Origin of the sequence: Streptomyces sp. NPDC048417, assembly GCF_040651615.1 — a bacterium.
Lineage (GTDB): Bacteria > Actinomycetota > Actinomycetes > Streptomycetales > Streptomycetaceae > Streptomyces.
The window spans coordinates 92,024-112,738 of the sequence record NZ_JBEZKI010000035.1 but is presented as its reverse complement, the minus strand read 5'-3'; the positions used below and the strand labels follow the sequence as shown (position 1 = coordinate 112,738).

General features: G+C 74.0%; 8 protein-coding genes. 1 reads left to right on the top strand and 7 read right to left on the bottom strand.

All coding sequences use genetic code 11. The features are described from left to right. Positions 1-57 precede the first annotated feature (57 nt). The 7 genes from AB0D59_RS41615 to AB0D59_RS41585 form a co-directional block, all read right to left on the bottom strand. Positions 58-1,257, bottom strand: coding sequence for a glycosyltransferase (locus AB0D59_RS41615; RefSeq protein ID WP_362576474.1), 1,200 nt, complete (start codon positions 1,255-1,257; stop codon positions 58-60). Then, on the bottom strand, positions 1,254-2,069 hold the full coding sequence (locus tag AB0D59_RS41610) for an alpha/beta fold hydrolase (RefSeq protein WP_362576473.1): 816 nt from the start codon (positions 2,067-2,069) through the stop codon (positions 1,254-1,256). The genes AB0D59_RS41615 and AB0D59_RS41610 overlap by 4 nt, the downstream gene beginning before the upstream one ends. Before the next feature lie 3 nt (positions 2,070-2,072). After that, positions 2,073-2,390, bottom strand: a complete 318-nt coding sequence (locus AB0D59_RS41605) for an acyl carrier protein (RefSeq protein ID WP_351706099.1) — start codon at positions 2,388-2,390, stop codon at positions 2,073-2,075. Beyond that, the gene (locus tag AB0D59_RS41600; protein WP_362576472.1) at positions 2,387-6,976 is read right to left on the bottom strand and encodes a beta-ketoacyl synthase N-terminal-like domain-containing protein; all 4,590 of its coding nucleotides are present in this window, start codon (positions 6,974-6,976) and stop codon (positions 2,387-2,389) included. Before AB0D59_RS41600 ends, AB0D59_RS41605 begins: the two co-directional genes overlap by 4 nt. Before the next feature lies 1 nt (position 6,977). Beyond that, the gene (locus AB0D59_RS41595) at positions 6,978-13,934 is read right to left on the bottom strand and encodes an SDR family NAD(P)-dependent oxidoreductase (protein ID WP_362576471.1); all 6,957 of its coding nucleotides are present in this window, start codon (positions 13,932-13,934) and stop codon (positions 6,978-6,980) included. 547 nt (positions 13,935-14,481) lie between these two features. After that, a complete protein-coding gene (locus tag AB0D59_RS41590; RefSeq protein WP_362576470.1) occupies positions 14,482-16,956 on the bottom strand; it encodes a glycoside hydrolase family 3 N-terminal domain-containing protein in 2,475 nt (824 codons plus the stop codon). Between the two features lie 297 nt (positions 16,957-17,253). Beyond that, the gene (locus AB0D59_RS41585) at positions 17,254-19,071 is read right to left on the bottom strand and encodes an RICIN domain-containing protein (RefSeq protein WP_362576469.1); all 1,818 of its coding nucleotides are present in this window, start codon (positions 19,069-19,071) and stop codon (positions 17,254-17,256) included. Between the two features lie 414 nt (positions 19,072-19,485). On the opposite strand from AB0D59_RS41585, the gene galU reads away from it, so the two are divergent. Further along, positions 19,486-20,436, top strand: coding sequence for a UTP--glucose-1-phosphate uridylyltransferase GalU (galU, locus tag AB0D59_RS41580; RefSeq protein WP_362576468.1), 951 nt, complete (start codon positions 19,486-19,488; stop codon positions 20,434-20,436). The last annotated feature ends 279 nt before the right edge of the window (positions 20,437-20,715 follow it).

Sequence of the window (20,715 nt, the reverse complement as noted above, 5' to 3'; positions counted from 1 at the left end):
CCAGCGTGCTGTGGGCGCTGCTGCGTGACGGACGGGTCTTCACCTCCGCCCCACCGGTCACGCAGGCGGCTTGACTTCGTCATTGAGACTCCTGAATCGCGAGTCGACTGCCAGGTCTTCCAGGTGGGTTGCGGCCACCGGTGCACCGCCCGCGGCACGGAACGCGGTGCGGATCCGGGCCGCCGCGGTGCGCGGGCCGGGCTCGTACAGAACGGTGTCGAGGGCCTCGCCCAGCCGCTGGGCGGTGACCCGGCCGAATCTGACCCGGATGCCCGCGCCGGCCTCGACGACCTGCCCGGCGATCACTGGCTGGTCGTCCCGGATGGGGGCGACGACCAGCGGGACGCCGTGCCACAGGGCCTCGCACACGGTGTTGTGCCCGGCGTGGCAGACGACCGCGTCGACCCTCTCCAGGAGCGGCAGCTGGGGCAGCGAGGGCAGGATCAGGATGTCCTTGTCGTCGGTCGCGGGGGGCAGGGTGCCTCCGGGGTCGGCGACCAACGCCTGCACCCGGTGAGCGCGTTCGCGTACGGCGGCCACGCACTCGGCCAGGAACCGCCCGCCGACGTCCGCGTTGGCGGTGCCGAGCGAGACGAGGACCCGCTCCCGGCTCGGGTCCAGCCACTCCCAGGGGAAGCCGTCGGCCACCGGCCGCTCCGAGATCGAGGGGCCGACGTGACGTACCGTCATCTGATCGGTGGAGCCCGCCAGTTCCGGGGTGGTGAAGGCGAGCGTCAGATACGGCGAGAAGCGCGGGTCGGCGGTGCCCGTCGGGTCGCCGATGCGGTCCCGGAGCTCCGCGAGCCGGGCCCGGAGCCACTCGGCGACCTTGGGGATGCCGTCGTAGGCGCCGCCGAACTCGGCGGAGGTGGTCGCGGAGGTCGCCCAGGGCAGGCCGAGCCGCTCGGCCACCAGGGCGCCGGCGAAGGCCTGTTGGTCGGCGACCACGACATCGGGGCGGAAGTCGTCGACGGCCCCCCGGACGCCGGGCGCCATCGCCTCGGCGAGCGGCACCAGGAACCACTCCCACAGGAACTTCAGCGCCTCCGCGCCGCGCAGGTCGGCGGGCCGTTCGCCCTCGACCGTGCCGGCGCACGGGTACACCCGCGCCTCGGATCCCGCCAGCCGGCGCAGCAGCGCGGCGTCGGGGCAGACCCAGGCCACCCGGTGCCCGCGCACGACGAGTTGGGCCGCGACGCCGACGGCCGGGTTGATGTGCCCGACCAGGGGCGGTACGACGAAGAGGAAGCCGCTCACCGGACGCCGGCCGCCCGCGCCCCGCTGACCGAGTGGATCAGCTCCATGATGTGCCCGCCGACCGTGCCGGCCGCCTCGACCAGCACGGAGTGCTCGTGTCCGGGCAGCACCACCGACCGGAAGTCCGCCAGCAGGGCCTCCTTCAGCGGGACCACCGCCACCAGATCCGAGTCACCGCCGTACACCCCGAGGACCGGGCAGCGTACGGCGCTGATCTGGTCCTCGGTCAGGACCCGGCTGGCCGGGATGTCCCGGCCGAGGGAGGTCTCGCGGGCCAGCCGGGCCGCGCCCTTGGCCAGGCGGGCGGTGTTGTGGCCGCGGTTCGAGGTGATCCAGGCGATCGCGTCCGACTCGTTGTGGGCGAGTTCGGTGACGACCCGGGTCAGGATGGAGCCGAGCTTGTCCGCCCAGGCGGCGGTGGCGGGCTCGGACTCGATCAGGGTGAGGCTGGCGGCGCGTTCGGGGTGGCGGGCCGCGTAGCCGAAGGCGATGGTGCCGCCGTAGGAGTTGCCGACGAGGTGGACCGGGCCGGTGATCGACAGCTGGTCGAGCAGGGCCTCCAGGTCGTCGATGTTGTGGTCGAGGGTGTAGCCGCCGGCCGGCCGGCCGCTGCGGCCGTGGCCGCGCAGGTCGTACATGACCACGTCCAGGCCGGAGACGGCGAAGGCGGGCGCCACGGTGAAGTAGTAGCTGGCGAGGCTGTCGGTGAGCAGCCCGTGGACCAGGACCACGGTGGCGACCGGGGTACGGCCCTGTCCCGGGCCCATTCTCTGCACATGCAGCCGGATGTCTCCGGTGTCGACGATCGCCATCTCTCAGCCCGCCTCCGTGGCCTTCAGGCTCCACACGACGTACTCCACCAGGCGGCCGACGGTCAGCCCGATGATCTCGTCGAACTCCATCCCGGCCAGGAACTCGGCGAAGTTGACCCGCTTCCCGTACCGCTCCTCCAGAAGGCCGGCGAGGGTGACCAGGTCGATGCTCTCCAGCTCCAGATCACGGTTGAAGGTGGTGCTCATGCCGATCTCGGCGTCGTCGTCGCCGTACTCCTCCAGGAGGACGCGGAGCATCCGGGTGAGGTCGGCGAGCACCGCCTCCTCGTCGGCGCGGACTTCGGGCTGGGTCGGATTCATCGCGGGTCCTCCTCTGGGTCTGCGGCTGCCGGTCCGGTGGTCCAGGCCACGACGTAGTCGCGGTCCGGCAGTGCGGGGGGATTGCGGACCGGCGCGCAGTGCACCGGGTAGGCGCGTTCCAGCCGGCCCGAGACCAGCAGCCGGCTGCCGTCCGGGGCCGCCTCCAGGACGGCGAAGTCCCTCGGGCGGCCGTCGAATCCGGTGCCCTCCGCCTTGGCGACGGCCTCTTTTGCGGCCCAGAACCGGGTGAACCACAGCGCTGTGGAGCCGGGTCCGGAAAGTCCGTGCAGCAGGCGCAGTTCGTCCGCGCCGAGAGCGGCCGCCAGGGCGGCCGGGTCGCGTTCGGTGACCTCTTCGATGTCGATGCCCGGGCCGGGTCCGGGCCGGTGCGGTCGTACGATCGCCACGGCCGCCTCGGCCCGGTGGGCGAGCGAGACGTCCAGCGCGGGCAGCGTGCGGCCGTGCACGCCGGTCACGTAGGGGCGGCCCAACTCGTCGTTGTGGACCCTGAGTTCGGCGGGAAAGACGGGGCCCTCGCCGTGCTGCCAGAGCCACTGCCGGACCGCGTCCTTGGCGGCGATCCGGCCGAGCAGCCACTGTCTGCGGCCGCGCGGCGCGTGCTCGGCGTACTGCGAACGCTCGACTCCGCCGAGGGAGTTGCGCATGATCAGTTCACGGGAGGCGAGGTCCGGCCAGCGTTCGTGGACCAGTGCGTAGCCGCCCGGCCGTGCCTCGGAGAGGGTGTTGCGGTCGGGGAAGCGCTCGACGGGGCGGGTCTGCGGGTCGTTGTCGAAGCGCCGGTCCTGCCAGCCCTCGATCCGGGCCCACACCCGGCCCTCGACGGTCAGCTCCACGTCCGCCTCCAGGACGGTGTCGGTGAGCGAGGTGATCCGCACCAGGCAGCCGACCTCGGTGCCGGGTGCGGGGTGCGGGCCGTGGAAGCGGGTCTCGCGCATCCCCACCGGGAAGACGACGGTCCGCTCGGTGCGGGTGGCCATGATCCAGTAGCCGAGGATCTGGCCGACGTTGTCCAGGAGGGCGCCGGGGGCTGCGGGCGTGGTGATCACGCCGCGGACGTGCCGGTCGCCGATCGCGGTGAGTTCGGTGACGCCCTGGAACGCCGGGCCGTGGAACATCCAGCGCTCGGAGTAGAGCTGGGCGGCGGTGTGGTCGGGGGTGCGTTCGGGGGCCGGCGGTGGGGTGGGGGCGGCGGGCGGGGGCGCGTGGCCGGGGGCGAGTTCGACGACCGCGCGGGCGGTGGGCCCGAAGGCGACCGAGACACGGCCGGGGCCCTCGGGGGTGACGGTGACCGGGACGTCGACGGGTGGCGTGGCGGTGAGCCAGCGGTCAAAACGGGCGCCGTGCACGGCCACCGCCCGCAGTCCGGTGGCCTCCTCGGCCGCGTCCATCAGGTGCTGGACGATGGTGGTGGCCGGGACCACCGGCCACCGGTCCTCGATGTCCGGCCAGTCGGCGCGTTGCGGGTAGAAGCAGTGGTCGAGCAGGTGGGGCATGGTGTCCGGGGAGACCCGGACGGTGGTGGTGCGGGTCGCGGGGGCAGGCGGGGCAGGCGGGGCAGGCGGGGCCGACGGAACCGGTGGAACCGGCGGGGCCGGCTCAAGGGGCGGGGCCGGCGCAAGGGGCGGGGCCGCGGGAGCCGACGGGGCCGCGGGCATCGGCAGGGCCGGTGTCCGGCGTGCGGTGAGGACGGCGACCGCCGTGTCCGCGGTGTCGCGCAGCAGCGCGCTGAGTTCGGCGGCGGCCGGGACGCGGACGGCCAGCTCGTCGAGCGGGGACGGGCCGGTGGGGGCCTGCGTACGCCCCAGCTCCGCGCGGAGCCGGTGCAGGACCGGGCCGTCCAGGGACACCAGGGCGCCGTCCAGGTCGAGGCGGACGGGCGGGCGGTGTCGTACCGGCGTTCCCGTGCCGCTCGCGCGGGGGACGACCGCTACGACGGCCGGTGCCACCGACGCGCCCGCCGTCCACAACGCCGTCGCCACGCGCCGGAGTTGGGCGAGGCCGGAGCGGTGCGGGGAGTTGGCGGCGACGGCCAGGTGATCGCGGTCGCCGAGGGTGTCGGCGATGAGGGAGGCGAGCTGGCCGGGGCCGGTCTGGACGAAGGCGCGGTGCCCGGCGGCGTACAGGGCCTCGACCAGCTGCCGGAACCGGACCGGCTCCAGCAGGTGCCGGACGAACAGCTCACGTACCTCCGCCTCGGCCTGCGGGAAGGGGGCCGCGGTGGTGCCGGACCAGACCGGGACCGTCGGCCGGTGCAGCCGGAAGCGCTCGGCGGCCTCCTTGATGGGCGTCAGGTACGGCTCCAGCATCGGCGTGTGGAAACCGGACCGGAACGGCAGCACCTGGCACAGCACGCCGTCGGCGCGGAAGGCGCGGACGAAGTCCGCCACGGCCCGGTCCGGACCGCAGACCATCGACTGGCCGGGCGCGTTGTCGTGGGAGAGGACGATCCCGGCGTCCGCCCAGTCCTCGTCCAGGGCGGCCAGGACCCGCCCGGCGGGGGCGCCGACGGCGGCGAAGACGAGGCCCGGGACGGTGACCGCGTCGGGGTCGAACTCGGCCATGAACGCGTCCACCTGGTCGCCGGAGTAGAGACCGGCGGCCACCATCGCCGTCCACTCGCCGACGCTGTGCCCGGCGACCGCGTCCGGGACCACGCCCATCCGGCGCAGCGCGGTGTCCAGGAGCCGCCCCACGCCGACGACACCGAACCCATGACGGCCTACGTCACCGACCCGTACGTCCTGAGGGGCGGGGCCGGTGACGGTGGGGAGGCCGAGATGCGTGGCGATGTCGTCGACGCGGGGAGTGAACTCGCCTTCCAGACCGGGGAAGACGAAGGCCAGCTTGCCGGTGTCGAGGAGCGGCGCGGGCCGGAACCACACGTCGTTGCGGCCCTGCCAGGCCCGGCCCTTGCCGACCGCGCGGCGGGCGAGGGCGAGCCGTTTGGCGGTGGGGTCGACGATGCCCAGGCGGGCCGGGCCGGCCTCCGGGTGGGCACGGTCGGGGGCGAGACCGGCGACGAGGACGGCGGAGTCGTCGGCGGCGAGGGCGGCGGCGAGCTGTTCGGGGGTGCGGGCGGCGAGGAGGAGGACGCGCTCGGGCTCGGTGACCGTCGTGACGGGCGCCACGGCGGCGGCACGCCCGCCGGGCGCCTCCTCCAGCACCACGTGTGCGTTGATCCCGCCGAACCCGAAGGCGTTCACCCCGGCCCGGCGCACCGGCTGTTCGGGGGTGGTCTCCCAGGGCTCGGCCCGGTCCAGGGTGCGGAAGCGGGTGTCCGCGAGGGCCGGGTGCGGGTCGTCGCAGTGCAGGGTGGGCAGCAGGGTGGCGTGGTGCAGGGCGAGGGCGGCCTTGACCAGCCCCGCGACTCCGGCGGCCGGCATGGTGTGGCCGATCATCGACTTCACGGAGCCCAGCACGGCCCGCTCGTCGCTGCCGCCGCTCGGCCCGAACACCTCGGCGAGGGTGGTGAGTTCGGCCCCGTCGCCGGCCGGGGTCGCGGTGCCGTGCGCCTCCAGGAGCCCGACGGAGTGCGCTGCGGCGGGGTCGAGACCGGCGGCCCGCCAGGCCTGGCGTACGGCGTGGGTCTGGCCGCCGGGGTCGGGGTTGACGAGTCCGGCGGTACGGCCGTCGCTGGCCACGCCGGTGCCGCGGATCACGGCGTAGACGCGGTCGCCGTCGCGTTCGGCGTCGGCGAGCCGCTTGAGGACGACGACCCCGGTACCCTCGCCGATGAGGATGCCGTCGGCGTCGCGGTGGAAGGGGCGGATGCGCTGGCTCGGGGAGAGCGCGCGCAGCTGGGAGAAGACGCTCCAGAGGGTGATGTCGTGGCAGTGGTGCACTCCCCCGGCGAGCATCAGGTCGCAGCGCCCGGCGGTGAGTTCGGTGACCGCCTGGTCGACGGCGACCAGCGAGGAGGCGCAGGCCGCGTCCACGGTGTAGGCGGGGCCGCGCAGGTCGAGACGGTTGGCGATCCGGGAGGCGGCGAGGTTGGGGACCAGGCCGATCGCGGACTCGGGGCTGGCGGGCCCGAGCCGCTCGGTGAACGCCTCCCGCACCCGGGCCAGTTGGCCGGGCGTGAGGTCGGGCACCAACTCGCCCAGCGTGCGCACGAGTTGCCCTGCCGTCCGGACCCGCTGGTCGAGCCGGACCAGACCGGGCGTGAGATAGCCGCCCCGGCCCAGGACCACGCCGATCCGGTGCCGGTCGGGCAGCCGGTCCGCGCCGCCGGCGTCGGCGATCGCGGCGGCGGCCACGTCGAGGGCGATCAGCTGGTCGGGTTCGGTGCCGTCGACGGAGTTCGGCATGATGCCGTACCGGGTGACCTCCACCTCGGCGAGGCCGTCCACGAAGCCGCCGCGCCGGCAGTACACCTGGTCGGGGACGGCGGGCCCGGCCGCCGAGCCGGGCCGGTAGTAGTCCGCGTCCCAGCGCCCTTCGGGCACCTCGCCGATCGCGTCCACGCCGTCGCGCAGGTTTCTCCAGTACGCGTCGAGGCCTGCGGCGCCGGGCAGCAGCACCGCCATGCCCACGATCGCGACCGGTGTCTGGCGGTCGTCGGTCATGTCACCAGCCCGACGCGGTGTAGACGACGGCCCGGACGGACTCCGCACCCCAGGCCAGCTCGCGCAGCAGCGCGGCGGCGCCCTCGTCGGGGTCGATCAGCTTGACCCCGCGCCGGGCGTACTCGCGTCCCAGCTCCGGGCTGACCATGCCGGTGTGGCCGCCGGTGGGCGCCCACGGCCCCCAGTGCACGGTCAGTGCCCGGTTGCCGGTGCGGTCCGCCCACTCGGCGCCGAGGCTCTCCAGGGCGTCGTTGGCGGCGGCGTAGTCGGCCTGGCCGCGGTTGCCGAGGACGGCGGAGATGCTGCCGAACAGCACCGCGAAACCGGGCCCGTTGGGCAGCTCCTCAAGGGCGGCGAGCAGGGTGGTCGCGCCGGCCGTCTTCGTGCCGTAGACCCGTTGGAAGGACTCCGGGGTCTTCTCGGCGATCAGCCGGTCCTCGATCACGCCGGCCGCGAAGACGACCCCGTCCAGGCGGCCGTGGTCGGCGTGGATCTCCTTGACGGCCTGGAGTGCGGCGTCCCGGTCGCGGAAGTCCACGGCGCGGTAGCGCGCCTCGCTGCCGAGTGCGGCGAGTTCGTCGAGGGTGGCGGTGATCTCCCGCTGGGCAAGGATCAGTTCGGTCTCCCGGTTGACCTCGGCGGGCTTGAGTCCGCCCCGGGCCGCGAGGGCCGCGCGGAGTTCGGCGGGGGTACCCGCGGCGGCGGTGTCCGGGGCCTCGGGGCCGGTGGGCGCGGGGGTCCGGCCGAGCAGTTCGACACGGCAGCGGCAGGCGGCGGCAAGGCCGGCCGCGAACTTCGCGGTGATGCCCCGGGCCCCGCCGACCAGCAGCACCACGGAGTCCCGGTCCAGGCCGAGCGCGGCGGCCTCGGCGGCCCCCTCCCCGGCCGGTCCGGCGCCGGTGCTGCCGAGCGGGCCCAGCGGCACCTCGGTCAGCTCCAGGCCCTGCCGGCCGGCGGCGGTGCGCAGTACGACGGGGGTCGGTTCGGGTGCGAGCAGTTCGGCGAGGAGTGCCTCGGCGACGGCGGCCGGTCCGGTGTCCGCGAGGGTCACGACCCGGGCGGCCGTCTCCGGGTACTCCCGGGCGACGGTACGGAACAGCCCGTGCAGCCCGGCCGAGCGGGCCGCGTCCTCGCCCTCGGCGGGCCGGGCGGCCAGTAGCCAGCGCGGGCCGCGCGCCAGGGCCGCCCGCAGCACGGGGAACGCATCCGGCAGCACGGGCGTGTCGCTGCCGGGCAGCGCGCCCAGGTACAACACCCCGTCCACGGTTGCGTCCGCCTCGCCGAGCCGGTGGTCCGGGCCGACGGTCAGGCACTCGGCGCCGTACGCGGAGAGCCGTTCCGCCAGCTGGGAGCCGTACGCGGAGTGCTGGTCCGCCAGTTGGGCGCCGTCCCCGAGGATCACGAACCGCCTGCCGGACAGCAGGGCGGCCGGGTCGGCGACGGCGTCCGGCTCCGCCAGCGCGACGGGACGCATCTCGAACCGCTTCGGCGCCTCGCCCGGGGGGATCTCCTCGGCGGTGGCGGGCCGGAGTGCCGAAGCCGGTACGCGCGGACCGGGTGCGGGCTTCGACGTGCCGGCCGCGACAGCCGCTGCCGGCGGCTCGGCCGCGGCGCCCGTCCGGTCGGTGGTGCCGCCGGTGGCGGCCGTGGCCGTCTCCTCCTGCCGTTCGCCGCTGTCGACCCGCGCCTTCAGCCATCCGGTGACGGCCGCGGCCGTCCGCGCCTTGGCCAGTTCCTCCAGCTCGGCGTCGTCCAGGGTCTCCGCCCCGCCCGCGATACCGAGCCGCTTCGCCAGCTCCCCGGCGATCTCGGCCCGTTTGATCGAGTCGATGCTCAGGTCCGCCTCCAGGTCGAGGTCGGGCTCGATCATGTCGACGGGGTAACCGGTGCGCTCGCTGATGATCTCCAGGACGACCCGCTCGACGTCGGTCTCCGCGGTCGCCGCCCCGGCGGGCGCGGCCGGCCCGGCCACCGGTTCCGGCTGGGGTACGACGATGTCGGCGGGCGCGAGTGCGGGGGCGAGAGCGGGTGCCAGCGCGGGCGCGGCCTGCTGCGGCGAGACCGGCGCGGCGGGTACCGTCCCCGGTGTGGCCCCGAAGTAGGTGAGCAGCACATCGCGCTGCGCGGCGATCATCTCCCGGCTGGTGCGCAGGAATTCGGAGATCAGCGCGTCCCGGTCGGCCGGGGCGCCGTGCGGCTGGTTCGTCGTCACAGTCGTCTCCACGACTCGTCGGGCCGGTGCGAGGGCACCGGGCAGGAGGTCTCCGGTGGCGGTGCGCACGAGCTGTCCGTCGACCGTCCAGCCAGGGCGCTTGGGCACCGGGGTGCGGACCGCGTCCACGGCGTCACGGCCGCGCAGCAGCCAGGCGGTGCGTACCGGTGCCCCGGCCACGGCCAGCCGGGCGAGTGCGTCGAGCCAGCCGCGCAGCCCGCTGCCGGCACGGGGTTCGCAGGCCACCGTGGTGTGCGGGCGGTCGCCGAGGATCTGCCCGACGAGCCGGGTGAGGACGGTGCCGGGCCCGGCCTCGACGAAGACCCGCGCCCCGGCCTCGTACATCGCCTCGATCTGGGCGGCGAAGGCGACGGGGGAGCCGATCTGGGCGGCGAGTTCGGCGCGTACGGCACCGGGATCCGGCGGGTAGGGGGTCGCCGTGCGGTTGGACCACACCGGGAACTCGGGCGGTCGTACGGCCGTCTCCGCGAGGACCTCCGCGAACCGGTCCCCGGCGCCGGCGACCACCGGGCTGTGGAAGGCGCAGGCCACCGGGATCCGCTTGGCGCCGAGCCCGCCCGCACGCAACAGCCGTACGGCTTCGGTCACTTCTTCGGTGGGCCCCGAGATCACGCTCTGCTTGGGCGAGTTGTGGTTGGCGACCACGACCGAGTCCGGGACCCCGGCGGTGCGCAGCGCGCGCTCGACGTCCTCGGCCGGGCCGGACACGGCGGCCATGGTGCCCGGTTCGTCGCCCGCGGCGGCCAGGATCGCGGCGGCCCGTTCGGCGCTGAGCTCCAGGAGGGTCTCGGGGGTGAGGGCGCCGGCCGCGCTGAGGGCGACGAGTTCGCCGTAGCTGTGTCCGGCGGCCATGTCGGGGTGGACCCCGGCCGCGGTCAGCAGGGCGTGGGCGGCGAGGCCCGTGATGCCGAGGGCGGGCTGCGCGGCCCGGGTGTCGGTGAGGGCGGCCCGGTGGCGCTCACGGGTGGTGTCGTCGAAGGCGGCCGGCGGGTAGAGGGGGCCGGCGTGGGCCCGGCCGAGCTGGAGGTAGTGCTGGAGTTCGGGGAAGGCGACGAGGAGGTCGGCGAGCATGCCGGGGCGCTGGCTGCCCTGGCCGGGGAAGAGGAACGCGACCTTGGCGTCGGTGTCGGCCGCCGGGTCGGCCAGGTGGAGGCCGGCGGCCGGGTCGTGCTCCTGCGCGAGGACCCGCCGCAGCTGCCCGGTCAGCTCGTCCGGGTCACGCGCCACGACCGCGGCCCGCACCGGCTCGTGCGAGGCGTCCGAGCGGCGGGCGGCGGCGAGCGCCAGGTCACGCAGCCGCCAGGAACCCGTCTCGGCGGCCCGCAGGATCTCCTCGACGCCCCGGTGGGCGGCCTTCTCGTCCCGTCCCCGGAACAGGAACAGCTCGGCGGGCCAGAGGTCCAGCCCCTGCTCCGGCGGTACGACACTGTCGTAGGCGCCCAGCACCACATGGAAGTTGGTGCCGCCGAAGCCGAACGCGCTGACCCCCGCGACCCGTTCGGCGGCCGGAGCGGCCCACGGCCGGGCCTCGGAGTGGAAGGCGAACGGGCTGTCCTCTTCCTTCCAGGCCGCGTTGGGCCGGTCGAGGTGCAGGGTGGGCGGCTTGACGCCGGTGTACAGGGCGAGAGTGGTCTTGATCATCCCGGCGAGTCCGGCGGCGCACTTGGTGTGCCCGATCTGGGACTTGACCGAGCCGAGCGCACAACCGCCGTTCTCCGCGCCCGCTTCCGTGAACACCTCGCTGAGGATGGTGAGTTCGGTGCGGTCGCCGACGACGGTCCCGGTGCCGTGCGCCTCCACCAGGCCGACCTGTGCCGGGGAGACGCCGGCGTTGCGGTACGCGCGTAGCAGGGCGGCCCGTTGCCCCTCGGGGCGCGGGGCGGTCAGGCCCAGGGAGCGGCCGTCGCTCGACGAGCCGAGCCCCTTGATCACGCCGTAGATGCGGTCCCCGTCGCGTTCGGCGTCGGCCAGCCGCTTGAGGACGACGCAGGCCACGCCCTCGCCGAGCGCGATGCCGTCGGCGGAGCCGTCGAAGGCGCGGGAGCGGCCGGTCGGTGACAGGGCGTGCACCGAGGAGAAGAGGACGTAGTCGTTGATGCCGTTGTGCAGGTCGGCGCCGCCGCACAGCACGACGTCGCTGGTGCCGGCGGTGAGTTCCTTGCAGGCGACGTCGACGGCGGCCAGCGAGGAGGCGCAGGCGGCGTCCACGGTGTAGTTGGCGCCGCCCAGGTCGAGGCGGTTGGCGATCCGCCCGGAGATGACGTTGGCGAGCATGCCCGGAAAGGAGTCCTCGGTGAGCCGGGGCAGCTGCTCTTCGAGGCCGTCGGGGACCTTGCCGTAGTAGGAGGGCAGTACGGCGCGCAGGGTGGCCGCGTTGGAGAGGTCGCTGCCGGCCTCGGCGCCGAAGACCACGGAGGTGCGGGAGCGGTCGAACTCCCGTCCCCGGGCGCCGTATCCGGCGTCGTCCAGGGCGCGCCGGGCGGCCTCCAGGGCGAGCAGCTGGACCGGTTCGATGTGGCCGAGGGAGGCGGGCGGGATGCCGTAGCTCAGCGGGTCGAAGGGGATGGGGGGCAGGAAACCGCCCCACTTGGAGGTGGTGTTGCCGTCGGCGTGGTGGACGGCCGGGTCCCAGCGCTCGGACGGGACCTCGGTGACGGCGTCGTGTCCTGCGACCACGTTGGCCCAGAAGGTCGCGAGGTCGGGGGCTTGCGGGAACATCCCGGCCATGCCGACGATCGCGACGTCGAGCGGGGCGGGGGCGGGCGGCTCCGGGCGCTGTTCGGGTTCCGGCCGCCGCTGGGCCAGGAAGTTGGCGGCACCGTCGGTCACGGCATGGTGCAGGGCGGCCACGGTGGTCGTCGCCGAGCGCAGCACGGCGACCTCACCGGCCATGAACATCCCGTCGTTGAGCTGGCGTTGCTCGTCCGCGGGCGTCAGCTCGCCGCCGTCCGCACGGTCGACGCCCTTGCTGGCGATGCGCAGCCGGCCGACGTTGAGCCGCTCCAGTTCCTCCCACAGCCGCCGGTCCGGTACCCCGTTCGCCCGCAGTTCCGCCTCGCGCTGGTGGTAGTCGAGGGTGAAGGGGCTGGGCACGCAGCGGGTGGCGTGGCCGGGTGCGGTCTCCAGGAGGGCGGTCGAGGCGGCGGCCCTGACCTGGCGCTGGAAGAGGGGCTGGATCGCCCCCCGGTCCACGGCCTCCTCGGTGAACAGGTAGGCGGTGCCCATGAGCAGGCCGACGGCCGCGCCCCGGGCGGTCAGCGGCGCGGCGAGCGCGGCGACCATCGCCGCGGAGCGCTCGTCGTGGATGCCGCCCGCGAAGAACACCTCCAGGCCTTCGGCCTCCGGGAAGTCCTCCAGTACGGCGAGCTGGGCCTCCCAGAGCGGGAAGCTCGCGCGCGGTCCGACGTGGCCGCCGCACTCGGAGCCCTCGAACACGAATTTGCGGGCCCCGGCCTCCAGGAACTGCCGGAGCAGCCCGGGCGAGGGCACATGGAGGAAGGTGCTGATCCCGGCCCGCTCCAGCGCCTCCGCCTGGGCGGGGCGGCCGCCCGCGATGATCGCGTGGCTGGGCCGCAGTTCCCGTACGGCGTCGAGCTGGGCGTTCCTGAGTTCCTCGGGGGCGAAGCCGAGCACGCCGACGCCCCAGGGCCGGCCGTCCAGCGCGGCCTTGGCCTCGGTGAGCATCTCCCGGGTGCGGGCGCCGTCGGCGAGGGCCAGCGCCAGGAAGGGCAGCGCCCCGTCGTCGGCGACGGCCGCGGCGAAGGCGGCCCGGTCGCTGACCCGGGTCATCGGGCCCTGGGCGACGGGCAGCCTGGTGCCGAGGGCGCGGCTCATGGCGGAGGTGGCGGGCCGTAACGCGTCCGGGGCGATGGCGCCGCCGCTTTCTCGGATCGCCGCCGTCAACTCCCGCACGGTCCGCCGTACATCGCTCCACCGCTCGGCGAACCGGGCGGCGAGGAAGCCGTCCTGTCCCACCGGCAGCAACTGGGTGCGCAGGTCCTCGGCACCCAGCAGCGCGGCGACCGCGGCCGGGTCGTCGGCGGGCGGGCGCACGGCGTCCGGGCCGCGCCGGTGCAGTACCCGGTGACCCGCCACGACGGTCGTCTCGGCGCCGTCCAGGGAGCGCAGTACGGCCGCCGTCGCCTCGGGCAGCCGGGACTCGGCGAGCAGGGCCAGCTGGCTGTCCAGGACGACTCCGGCCGCACCGCCGGCCACCGCGGCCGCCGCGGTACGCGGACCGATGCCTCCGCAGGCCCACACCGGTACGTCCAACTCGGGTGTGTCGAGCAGCTGTTGGAGCAGGACGAAGGTGCTCAGCCCGCCCACCCGGCCGCCGCTCTCGGCGCCCCGGGCGATCAGCCCGTGCGCTCCGGCGGCGACCGCCTCGCGGGCCCCGGAGAGGTCGGCCACCTCGGCCAACACGCGACTGCGCGGGTCGAGTTGGCCGACGGCCCAGGGTGCGCCGGCGGCCAGGACCACCGTGTCGGGCGCCGGGCCGAGGTCCTGCGGGGTGAGCGCGCAACCGGGGGCGACCCGCACGCCGTACGGTGCCGGCGCCGCCCGTTTCAGCCGGGCCAGCGCCTCCCGGGTTCTTCGGTCACCGCGCCCCAGGTCCAGGACACCGAGTCCGCCGGCGGCACAGACCGCTGTGGCGAGCCGGGCATCGGGTTCTCCGAAAGGGGTGATGCACATGATCAGGTCGACGGCACGCACAGGGGACGTCATGATGCTCCGAATAATCGGGAGGACAGCACGGTGGGGGATGTGTGCGGCGGAGAGCTCGGGGTGAGGCCCCCGGAAACTAGCGAGTTCGTTACTCGCGGGTCAATAACGGAACGGCCCTATCACGGCCGGGGGTATTGATTCGGCCAGTCGGGGGAATTCACCGCAAGAGCCGAAAATCCGAGCAATCCTCTGCACCGGAACGGCGGTCGAACCGGTGGAGCACTGGCGTCACACCGTCACAAGACCGTCAAAGCGCCCCGGTCATTCACCCGGCACTCACCCCGACGCAACACCCCGTGCGGCCGGGCCGAGCTCTGTAAATTCCGGATGACTTCGGTCCGCTGGCTCGATCGTGGCACACCGGAAACGGTGGCGCTCGTCCCTGTACGAAGCCTGCACCAACCCTGACCCAAGCCTGACAAAAACCTGTCGGCAAGTGTATTACTTCACATGAAACACACGATCGGGAAAATCCTCGTAAACCCTTGAAGTAAAGCGGCCGGAGAGCCTTCGCCCGCCGACCGCCCATTGACGCGGATTCAGTATCTCAGTCGCTCACCCGTGCGCGGGTGCGCAGCCTCAGGTCGCCCGACGAGGCGCCCACCCAGACGGTGCGCGCTCCGGTGCCGAGCGTCCAGCGATGACGCCGGGCGTCCCACGACGACAGGGTGCGCGCGGCGACCCGCACGGTGACCCGCCGTCGCTCCCCCGCCCGCAGCTCCAGCCGCCGGAACCCGCCCAACACCCGTACCGCCTGGTCGAGTCGGAGGTCGGGCGAGGGTCCGACGTACACCTGCGGCACCTCGACCCCCGTCCTGCGCCCGGTGTTGCGCACGCCGAACGTCACCTCCAGACCGCCGCGCGTCCAGCGTGCCTGAGCGTCGGAGTAGGCGAAGGAGGTGTACGACAGTCCGTGTCCGAAGGGGAAGAGGGGCCGCACGCCGTGCGCGTCGTACCAGCGGTAGCCGACGTGGATGCCCTCCGAGTACTCCTCGGTGCCGTCGACGCCGGGGTAGCGGAGCGGGTCGCCGGCGACCGGGTGGTGGTCGTCGTCGACCGGGAAGGACTGGGTGAGGCGCCCGCCGGGGTCGCTGTCGCCGAAGAGGACGGCGGCGGTGGCGGCCGCGCCCTCCTGGCCGGGGTAGTACATCTGGAGCACGGCCCCGGCGTCCGCGAGCCACGGCATCGAGGTGGACGACGAGGTGTTGAGGACGACGGTGGTGCGCGGGTTGGCCGCGGTCACGGCCCGGATCAGCTGCTCCTGGTGGCCGGGCAGGGCGAGGGTCGTGCGGTCGAGGCCCTCGGTCGCGTCCTCGTAGGCGAACAGCACGGCGTGGCGTGCGGCGCGGGCCGCGCTCACGGCCTCGGCGACGTCCTGGGCCCGGGTGGCTCCCGTGATCCGGCGCAGCCGGAACAGCAGACCGGAGTCGCCGCCCGCCGCCGTGATCTTCAACTGGTGTGCGCCCTTCGCGAGTTGGCGGGTGGCACGGCGGACGCCGAGGCCGTCGGGGGCGACGGCGACGAGCCCCCCGGAGAAGTACTCGCCGTATCCGGGCGCGAGGGGGAACAGGTCCTCGCCGTCCAGCAGGACCGTGGGCCGGGCGGTGGCCGCGGACGAGAAATGGAGGATCAGAGTCCATTCGTCGGTCTCGCCCACGGTGAGCGTGCCGTCGTACTCCCAGGCCTTCCCGGCGGCGACCTGCTGCCCCTCGCTGTCGAAGGCGGGGCTGAGGGCGGTCGCGGGCACCGCCTTGCCGAAGAGGTCCTCGCCGAGTGCGTAGGTGACCGTGCCGTGCGCCCGGGCCCTGATGGCGTCGAGGGGGCTGTCGGCGTGGTCGGGGATGACGTGGGCGCTGCCGCCGCCGCTGACGAAGGGCAGGCCGCCGGTCGGTCCGATCACCGCGATGCCGCCGTCGTCCAGGGGCAGGGTGCGGCGCTCGTTGCGCAGCAGGGTCGCGCCGGCCTTGGCGACCTCCAGGGCCACGGCCGCGCCCGCCTCGGCGTCGCGGCCGGGGCGCGGCGGGGCGCTGCCGTCGAGGAGGCCGAAGCGGTCCATCACCGAGAGGATCCGCCGTACCGCCCGGTCGAGGTACTTCTCGGCCACGCTGCCGTTCTGTACCGCGGACTTGAGGGCCGTACCGAAGTACGTCCCGTCGGGCATCTCCATGTCGAGGCCGGCGGTGATCGCGGCGACCGTGCTGTGCGCGGCGAACCAGTCGGTCATCACCCAGCCCCGGAAGCCCCACTGATCGCGCAGGATGTCGGTGAGGAGGGTCTTGTTCTCGCAGGCGAAGGTGCCGTTCACCTTGTTGTAGGCGCCCATGACCGCGCCGGTGCCGGCCGCCACCGCCGCCTCGAAGCCGCGCAGCTCGATCTCGTGCATGGTCTGTTCACCGGCGTGCACGTCGATCGAATTGCGGTCCTTCTCCTGGTTGTTGAGCGCGAAGTGCTTGACGGTCGCGATCAGGCCCTCGCCCTGGATGCCGCCGATCTCGGCGGCGACCAGGTCCGAGGCGAGCAGCGGGTCCTCGCTGAAGGTCTCGAAGTTGCGGCCCGCGTAGGGGGTGCGGATGAGGTTGACCATCGGGGAGAGCAGGACGTCCTGGCCGAGGGCGCGGCCCTCGCGGCCGATCACCCGGCCGTAGCGGCGGGCCAGCCCGGGGTCGAAGGCGGAGGCGAGCAGGACGGGGGCGGGCAGGGCGGTGGCGTGTTCGGTGATACGGACCCCGGCCGGGCCGTCGGCGAGTCTGAGGGGCGGGATGTCCAACCGGGGGACGCCGGGCACGTAGCCGGCCTGGCCGAGCGAGTCGGGGTCGGTGGCCCCGTGCAGCAGGGAGATCTTCTCGTCCAGCGTGAGTCTGGCGATCAGCCGCTCGACCCGGGGGCCGGCTCCGGCCTCGGGTCGCCCCGCCGCCGCGGCGGCGGACGTGAGCGAGACGAGTCCGCCGGTGGCCGCGGCGGCGACCGCGACGGCGCCGGCCGTCAGTCGCAGGGCGGATCGTCGGGAGACGGTTTCGGACATGAGCCGTCACTCCTTCGGTGTGCGGGCACGACGATGTGGACCGCGAAGGCGCGCCCGGGTGCCCGGACCGCGTTCGGCATGTGAACGCACCATCCGCCACACGTCCTTGACGGACCGTCAACCGCACCACCGGCGCGTCGGAAACGTAGATCCGGTGGTGACTCGTGTCAACGATCTGAACAAGAAACGGCCCGACGCCGACAAGAACCGAAAACGGAGGGCCACTCACACCGTGGCCCTCCACCGATCCACCCGCCGGCCCTCCACCGCTTCGGCGCGCGGCCCTCCGCCGGCCGGCTAGCCGAGCAGGCTTCCCACCCCGCTCACGACACCCGTCACCGTGGCCGGCACGGCCTCCAGGACGCCGCCGACCGTTCCGGCGAGCGATCCGACGGGTTCGGCCGGCATCTGCGGCTCGGCCGGGGCCGGGTCGTCATGGGAGCCGACCTGCGCGACCCGCGTGCTGTACGGCTCCCGCGGCGTCCCGGAGTCGTCCTGCGGATCGTCCGGCACGGCCGGGGGCGCGGGCACTCCCGACGGCTCGCCCTTCTTCGGCCCGGGCGGTGCGGAGTGCGTGGCGTCCGGGGTCACCGGCGCGCCCCCGCCGCCCGGCGCCAGCTCCCAGCGCTGCTGGAACGACCCGTCGCGCCGGGCCACCACCACCTTCGTGCCGTCCACCGCCAGCGCGAGGTCCTTGTCCCAGCGCAGCAGGAGCTCACCACGGACCGTCAGGTCGTACGACACCTCGCCCGCGTGCACCAGGCAGCCGGAGAGCACGACCCGGTGCGTGCCCGGGTCGGCGGCGAGACAGAGGCTGGGGTCGAGCGCGCCGCGCAGCAGGCCGTCGTCCTGGTACGACCACTGCTGGGACCCGGTGTCCGAACACGTGCCGAGCCGCAGGTCCGCGCCCAGCCGCGGCCGGCCGCCACGCACGTCCAGGCAGAGCCCGGCATCGAGGCTGCGCAGCCTGCCGTGGGCGATCTCGACGGGCTCGCCCGCCAAGGCCGGTGACGGTGAGGTGCCGGCGGACGCCTTCCGGTCGGGGCCGGGCCGGGTGGTGCTGGTGCCGGGGGCGCCCCAGGAGGTGGTGCCGGGGTGCGGGACAGCGTTGTCGTCGGACCAGCCCTTGGCCACGAGCACGGTGGCGAGCAGTGCGAGGGAGACCAGGCCGGCGCCCGCCAGCAAGGCCTTGCGTCTGCCGCCCTCGGACACCGTGCGGTGCCGGCCGCCGGGTACCGCCGCGGGTTCGGGTTCGGTACCGGTCGGCCAGGCCTCGACGGCGCCGTGGCCGGGCCGCGAGTCGAGATAGCGGCGGGCACCCCAGCCGAGCACGGTCTCGGCGAGCAGCACCTCCAGGCCGCCGTCGAAATGGCTGAGCTGTTCGGCGGCGTGCCGGCAGAACCGGCACACCGTCAGGTGCTTCTGCACATCGGGGAGCAGAGCGCCGCCCCGGCGAATGGGGACGTCGAGGAGACGGTTGTAGAAACGGCATTCCTTCGAAGGCGCGAGTTCCCGGTGGGCGCGTACCAGGCCGACCCGGAATTGTTCACGGGCCTGATCGAGGGCGGCTGTCGCGGTAGGGGCGTCGACACCCAACAGACCGGCGGGTATGTTTATGGGTTCAGCTTCGACCTCGGTGTGCCAGAGGAGGCATTGCGAGGCCCAGGGAAGAGCCCGGAAAGCGCGTTCTGCGAGTTGCCGTCTTTCCGGGGTGCCGGGTCTCGCCGCGCTGAGTCCGCGGCCGCCGGTGGTTTTGCGCAGTTCCGGTACGACCACGGAAATGGCTTCGTCGGCCGCCCAGGCGCGGACCGTCTCCCGTACGGCGACCAGGAGCTGCGGACGCAGGGCGCCGCCGACCGCGCCGCCGGCCGGCCGGCCGAGCACCCGCTCGAAGGCGGCGCTGGCGACCAGCTGCGCGACGGGGGTGGCGGAGGCGAGGCAGACGACCGCGTAGTCGCAGGTGGCGCGCCAGTGGCGGGTGAGCAGCAGGGCGACGGCATGGTGCCTGGCCGCGGGGGTTCCGGTGAGCTGGGCGATGAGATCACGGTCGGACTCCCCCGGGCTCGAACCGGGACGAGGCGGGTAGGGCGGGCGTGGGGGGTGGGGGGATTGCACTGAACCATTTCCTTCCGAGCCGCAGGACGGCATGCGAAATGGCGTCCTGACGGAATGCAGTGCCTGATTGGTGCATACCTTGTGGAGCCCATAAGGACCGGACCGACGAGCATGTCGGTCTCTGGGCCCTCCCGCGGGGAGGCTCACCTTCGCACACGGGCCTCACAGGAAACAAGAAGTCGGGGTGACCCAGGTTCAGAGTTCTGGAAATTCAGATAAGTTACCGTCGGTATCCACAAGCGGATTGGATTCAGCGGGTTCACAGGTTCAACTTGTGTGCGCCACGGGCCCGATGGCACACGAAACCTTCAACTCCGGGCGGCCACGGTCCCCGGCGGCGGAACGCGGCCTTCCACAGCCGTCTCCCACGTTTCTCTCGGCCCGCTCTCATCCCGGTGGGCCAGCATGTGCCGCATGACCGCCCCCCACACCTCCCCCGCCCCCACGTCCCCCCGGTCGGTGCGCAAGGCCGTCGTCCCTGCCGCCGGACTGGGCACCCGGTTCCTGCCCGCCACCAAGGCGACCCCGAAGGAGATGCTGCCGGTCGTCGACAAGCCGGCCATCCAGTACGTCGTCGAGGAGGCCGCCCAGGCCGGGCTCGACGACATCCTCATGGTCACCGGCCGGCACAAGCGGGCCATCGAGGACCACTTCGACAACGCCTTCGAGCTGGAGCAGGCGCTGGCCGCCAAGGGCGACACCGTGCGCCTGGACGCCGTACGCGACCCCTCGCGGCTCGCCGACATCCACCACATCCGCCAGGGCGACCCGCTCGGCCTCGGCCACGCGGTGCTGTGCGCCAAGCACCATGTGGGCGACCAGCCGTTCGCGGTACTCCTCGGTGACGACCTGATCGACGCGCGCGAGACCCTGCTCAGCCGGATGCTGGAGGTGCGCGACCGCTTCGAGGGCAGTGTGGTGGCACTGATGGAGGTCGACCCGTCACAGGTCCACCTCTACGGCTGTGCCGCCGTCGAGCACAGCGGCGAGGACGGCGTGGTCCGGGTGACCGGTCTGGTGGAGAAGCCGTCACCGGAGAACGCGCCCAGCAACTACGCGGTCATCGGCCGCTATGTCCTCGACCCCGAGGTGTTCGGCGTCCTGGAGCGGACCGCGCCCGGCCGGGGCGGCGAGATCCAGCTGACCGACGCACTCCAGGAACTGGCCGCGGGCGGCGCGGTGCACGGGGTCGTCTTCGACGGACTGCGCTACGACACCGGCGACAAGGCCGACTATCTGCGCACGGTGGTCCGGCTCGCCTGCGAACGCCCGGATCTGGGGCCCGAGTTCACGGCGTGGCTGAAGGAGTTCGTGGCGGGTCTGACAGCCGACGCGACCGCACGACGCTCCGACCGGGCCGCCTGAGCGAGCCACGCGAGAGGGGGAAGCCGTACACCCGCCGGGCCACCGCGAAGCCGCTCGGCCACCGCGAAGCCGCTCGGCCACCGCGAAGCCGCTCGGCCGCCGGGCGGCCGGGCAGGCCGGCGGTGTCAGCGGTCGGCCGTGGCCCAACAGCTGAAAGCGGTTTTGGCGACGGTCGAGGGGCCGCGGTGGAAGGCAGCACGACCAGTGGCGCGGGGGCGGGCCGCCGGTACGGCTGAGGGTGTCCACCCCGCTCGCGGTGCCGGCCGGCCGAGGGCACCG